This is a genomic window from Pseudarthrobacter sp., assembly GCF_036675385.1.
Taxonomy (GTDB): Bacteria; Actinomycetota; Actinomycetes; order Actinomycetales; family Micrococcaceae; genus Arthrobacter.
The window spans coordinates 1-5,295 of sequence record NZ_JAKFFD010000202.1; the positions used below are offsets into that span (position 1 = coordinate 1).

The following is a 5,295-nucleotide window of genomic DNA, read 5'->3' on the forward strand; positions in this document are numbered from 1 at the left end:
GCATCCCCACCATCCAGGCCCGACAGACAGACCGGGACAACACCTAAACCCACCCCCAGAAACAACCCGCCCCGGTAGCACGCGGCCAACCAACCCGTGCCACCGGGGCACACCCACACCCCCACCCAGCAGCAAAGGCCACCCCATGCACAACCACCACGATCAAAAACCAACCCTCCGCCTCAGCAGAAACGGAACAGAACCCCTGGAAATCCAACTCGAATCAACAAACCCAGTAACCGTCCAACTACAACTGGACAGCAGCTGCAACTGCCAACACCACACCGAAAACCGCCCGGGCTCCTACGTCGACAGCGAACCACGCACCCGCTAACGCCAACAGCAACCACCACACGGCACCAGCCCCAAACCATGACCGTTCAGCTGGGCATCCCAGTACTCCACCGGGCCAGAAGCCGGTAACCGCGGACTGCGGTATGCGGCACACAAAAGAAAGCGCCCGACGGCGGCAGTCTCCTGCCGCCGTCGGGCGCTTCTTTTGTACTCCCGTCAGTCCGTTACAGAGCGCCGGCACCCGAAGCGAGAAGGCGCTCCACGTCCGCCACCTGCGGATAGGCTGCCTGCGTTCCCTTGCGGGTGGTGGCCAGCGCGGCGGCAATCGAGGCGAAGGCAGCGGCGTCAGCCAGCGGCGCACCGGCTGCCAGGCGGGCGGCCACGGCACCGGTGAAGGCGTCGCCCGCGCCGGTGGTGTCCACGGCCTTGACCTTGATGGGTGCCACCCGGACCAGCTGCTGCCCGGCAGGCGCCAGCGAATCCAGCACCACCGAGCCGTAGGCCCCCAGCGTGACCAGGACCCGCTCGAGCCCGCGCTCGGCGAAACGCAGCCTGACCGCTTCCCAGTCGCTGGCATCCGCATCACTGCCGGGAATTTCGGCGGAGACGGGATTCCCGGCAGAGCCGAGGAACAGCGACGCCTCATGGGCGTTGACCAGCAGGACATCGGTCAGGTCCGCCAGCTGCTGCGGGACCTCCGCGTAAGGCGAGAGATTCAGCAAAACTGTAGCGCCGGCGTCGTGCCCTGCCCTTGCGGCGGCCTCAACCGTGTCCAGGCTGACCTCCAGGCAGAGGCAGACCACTGCGGCGCCGTCGAACGTGTCCGCCGCGGCGGCGACGTCCACCGGCGAGAGGGTGCCGTTGGCGCCGGCCGAGATGATGATGTTGTTCTCGCCGTTGGAATCCACGGCGATGACGGCGACGCCGGTGGCCTCGGTTGCTGAGGTCCGCACGCCGGAGATGTCCACCCCGGCGCCGGCAGCGGAGGACAGGAGCATGTCGCCGTTCGCGTCCGCACCGACGGCACCCACCAGGCTGACGTTCCCGCCCAGCAGGCTGGCGGCGACGGCCTGGTTGGCGCTCTTGCCGCCCGGGTTCACTGCGAATCCGTTGCCGTGCACCGTCTCGCCGGGCAGCGGCAGCCGCTCGCAATAGATGGTCAGGTCCGCGTTCAGGGAACCGACGACGACGATCCGGCCTTGGGTGCCGGCCGTTGCGGAACTCATTCGGTCACCTCAGCCTCGACGGGCTTGGGGATGAGGAGCGACGCGGCGAACGCGGCCACAGTGATGACCAGGCCCGTCACCACCACGGAGAGGTAGGACGCTTGGGCGTCGCCGAGGGCCGAGGTGGCCACCAGCACTGCCGGCAGCACCAGGAAGCTCAGGCCGGCGCCCAGGTTGAAGGCGCCCGCGTTCATGCCGGGAAGGAATCCCGGGTTTCCGGCGGGCGAGAGGACAACTCCGAGTCCGTTCAGCATGATGTTGACCGTACCGGCGTACATGATGCCCAGCAAGACGGTTCCGGCGATCATCATGGGCAGGCTGCTGAGGCCGAAGAACGCGATGATGGCCAGGGCGGCGATGCTGCCCAGCATGCCGATGCGCAGGACCTTGGTGTAGCCGAGGATGGGCGCGAGCCTGCCGCTGAGGGGACCCACCAGCCAGCCGAGCAGGGCGTACGGGGTGAGGATGATGAGCGACATCTCCGTCGGGCCGATGCCGAATCCCGGGTCCGCGGCCTGCACATACGCCGGCACGATTCCGTTGATGACGGCGAAGATGCCGGTCATGGTCAGCGTGGTGGTCAGCAGCGGCGCCCAGGTGGAGCGCTGGCGCAGGTGGACGGTTTCCACCATGGGCTGTTTGGCGCGCTTTTCCACGGTCCAGAAGCAGTAGAACGCGACGGCGGCAACCACCACCAGCCCGATGGCCAGAAGGAGCGTGCCGGGTGCGAAGGCGCCCACCAGCTTGGAGCCCTCGTTCAGGGCCGTGAGCAGCGCACCCACGGCGACGACGATGAAGAACACGCCGAGCCAATCCATGGAGGTGCCGGCGGCGGGCTTGCTTTCGCCGGCGAGGACGGCGATCAGGGCCGTGGCGACAACGGCCAGGACCACCATGAGCCAGAAGATGCTGCGGAACCCGAAGTGCTCGGCGAAGTAGCCGCCCACAAACGAGTCGACGCCGGCCACGCCGCCGTTGACCGCGGTGATGAGGCCCATGAGCGTCCCGTATTTGCGGGGGTTGCTGACGGCGGAGCGCAGCATGATCAGGCACAACGGCACGGTGGGGCCGCTGACGCCCTGGATGATACGGCCAACAAAGAGCCAGGTCACGTCAGGGGCCATGGCCGCGATGACCGACCCGACGGCCATCAGGAGCATCATGCCGATCAGGATCTTCTTCCGCCCGATGATGTCGCTCAGGCGGGGCAGGAAGAGGGAGAACAAGGCAGCCGCGGTGAAGAACCAGGTCTGCGAGAGGCCGATGACGGCCTGATCGGTATTCAGTTCCTTGCCCATGGTGACCAGGGCAGGGCTGAGCATGGAGGCGTTGAGCTGGAACGCGACGCACGCGGCCAGAAGGGCGACCATCAGGGCGGTGACGTTGCCCCGGCTGGTCTTTGTCTCAATGAGGGTGGCGCTCATCTACTTGCCTCCCGTGGCTGCAGCAAGGGCGGCGGGTTCGGCCAGTTCAGCAGCGCCGGCGGGAGCGCCGGCTGTTTCTGTCAGAGGTTCCCCAATCCGAACCAGGGCATCCGTGACGAGGTCCCAGAAACGGGCGTGGTCCAGGTCAACGGCCACGGAGGTGGTGCAGTCGTCCGGTGCGGGGGCGCGGAAGTCGGCCACGGTCATGCCGAGCGTCAGTGTGCCCTGGAGTTCGATGTCCACCGGAACCTTGCGCGTGGTGACGATGCTGGGATCGATCACGTAGGCCACGGCGCACGGATCGTGGACCGGCGGGAAGTCAAAGCCCTGGGCGTCCTTGTAGGTCTGGGTGAAGAACTCCATCAGTTCCATCACGAACTGGGCCGGCTTGGTGCCCACGGCGGCGATCTTCTCGACGACGTCCGGGGTGGCGAGGGCCTGGTGCGTGAGGTCCAGGCCCACCATCACCACGGGCCACTTTTCGTTGAACACGATGTGGGCGGCCTCGGGGTCGATGATGATGTTGAATTCGGAAACGGCACTCCAGTTGCCCACGTGGTAGCCGCCGCCCATCAGGACAACTTCCTTGACGCGTTCCACAATGCGCGGCTCCTTGCGGGCTGCCAGCGCGATGTTGGTGAGGCCGCCGGTGGGGACGAGGGTGACCGTGCCCGGTTCGTGGGCCATCACGGTGTCGATGATGAGGTCGACGGCGTGGCGCGGGTCCAGCTCGATGGTGGACTCGGGCTGCGCGGGGCCGTCCATGCCCGTCTCGCCGTGGATGGACGGCGCGGTTTCGATGGTGCGGACCAGGGGCCGGCCGCAGCCGGCGGCGAAAGGCACGCCGGTGATGCCTGCGATGGTGCCCACGGACAGGGCGTTGCGGGTGACCTTTTCGAGCGTCTGGTTGCCCACCACGGTGGTGACGGCCAGCAGTTCAATGTCAGGGTTGCCGTGTGCGAGCAGGATGGCCACGGCGTCGTCATGCCCGGGGTCGCAGTCAAGAATGATTTTCTTGGGGCCGGGTTTCATCGGTTTGGATTCCACGTTAAATCTCCACGTCATTGGGGCCTGCCGAAGCAGTGGCCGAAAGTATTCAGAGTGATCATGGCACCCGCCAAGGCTGTGCGTCAAGCGCTTAACGTTGCCGCACGTCAAGCGCTTGACGCCGTGAAGCGCCAGCAGTTCAGGCCACGCAGTTCAGATCACGCAGTCAGGCCACGCAGTCAGGCCGCGGGCCCGAGCGCCCGTGGCGGCGCCGTGGATTCGCGGATGACGAGGTTCGTGGCCAGCTCGACCCTGCGGGAGTCCAGGGTCTCTCCGCGCATTTGGCGCAGGATGAAGCGCAGCGCGGCACGGCCCATCTCCTGCAGCGGCTGGGCCACGGAGGTCAGCGCTGGCACGGATTCCTCCGCCTGGTACGTGCCGTCAAACCCCACCAGGCTCAGGTCCTCCGGCACCCGTACGTTCTGCCGCCGCGCCTCGGCAAGCGCACCCAGGGCAACCGTGTCATTTGCCGCAAAGACTGCAGTGGGGCGCTCATCCAGCTGCAACAGCTGCCTCATGCCCCGGACCCCCGCCTCGGACCTGAAGCTGCCCTGCACGATGTAGCGATCGTCCACGGGGACGTTCCTCGCCCGCAGGGCGGCCAGGTAACCGTGGAGCCGGGCCTGGTTGCATTCGGCGCCATCCGGACCGCCCAGGTAGGCGATCCTGCGGTGGCCAAGATCCAGCAGGTGGGACGTTGCGTCCTTGCCGCCGGCCCAGTTGGTGGCGCCGATGCTGACCACATTTCCGGCCGGGGGGTTGAGCGGATCAATGACCACCGTGGGAACTCCCCTGCGGTTGAAGGCATCAAGCTGGGGCTCGCTGAAGGCGGAGGTCACCACGATCATTCCGCAGCGCCCCTCGTCCACAATCCGGCGGGCGCGCTGCTCCGGGGTCAACCGCGAAGGCCCCTGTTTGCTGGTGACGTTCAGCAGCACTTCAATGTCCGCGGCGCCGGCCGCATCCAGGATTCCATTGAGGACTTCGATGGAGTAGGCGGAGTCCAGGGAATCGAAGACCACCTCCACCGCCTGCCGGCCCGCAAGGTTCCGCCGCTGCTGGACCGGGGACTTGTAGCCGGTCCGCGCCAGCACGGCCATCACCTTGGACCGGGTCTCCGCCGCCACGTCATCCCGGCCGTTGATGACCTTAGAGACTGTGGGCGCGGAAACGCCGGCCTCCTGGGCAATCGCTGCCAGGGTGAGCTTTCCCTGTTGCTCGACGGCGGTCATTTAGTTCTCCTTGACTTTCGAAATATTTCGCTCCGCCAGTTTTGCAGCAAGTCTCAGGCTGCGTCAATGCAT

General features: G+C 66.6%; 4 protein-coding genes. All 4 read right to left on the bottom strand.

The genetic code is table 11. The features are described 5' to 3' along the window. Positions 1-518: 518 nt before the first annotated feature. The gene (locus V6M49_RS16905) at positions 519-1,520 is read right to left on the bottom strand and encodes a ribokinase (RefSeq protein WP_332762202.1); all 1,002 of its coding nucleotides are present in this window, start codon (positions 1,518-1,520) and stop codon (positions 519-521) included. Then, on the bottom strand, positions 1,517-2,944 hold the full coding sequence (uriT, locus tag V6M49_RS16910; RefSeq protein WP_332762203.1) for a uridine transporter UriT: 1,428 nt from the start codon (positions 2,942-2,944) through the stop codon (positions 1,517-1,519). Before uriT ends, V6M49_RS16905 begins: the two co-directional genes overlap by 4 nt. Next, positions 2,945-4,009, bottom strand: a complete 1,065-nt coding sequence (gene uriH, locus V6M49_RS16915) for a uridine-preferring nucleoside hydrolase UriH (protein ID WP_442959754.1) — start codon at positions 4,007-4,009, stop codon at positions 2,945-2,947. A 161-nt stretch (positions 4,010-4,170) separates the two neighbouring features. After that, entirely contained in the window at positions 4,171-5,223 is a 1,053-nt protein-coding gene (locus V6M49_RS16920; protein WP_332762204.1) for a LacI family DNA-binding transcriptional regulator, read from the bottom strand. Positions 5,224-5,295 lie beyond the last annotated feature (72 nt).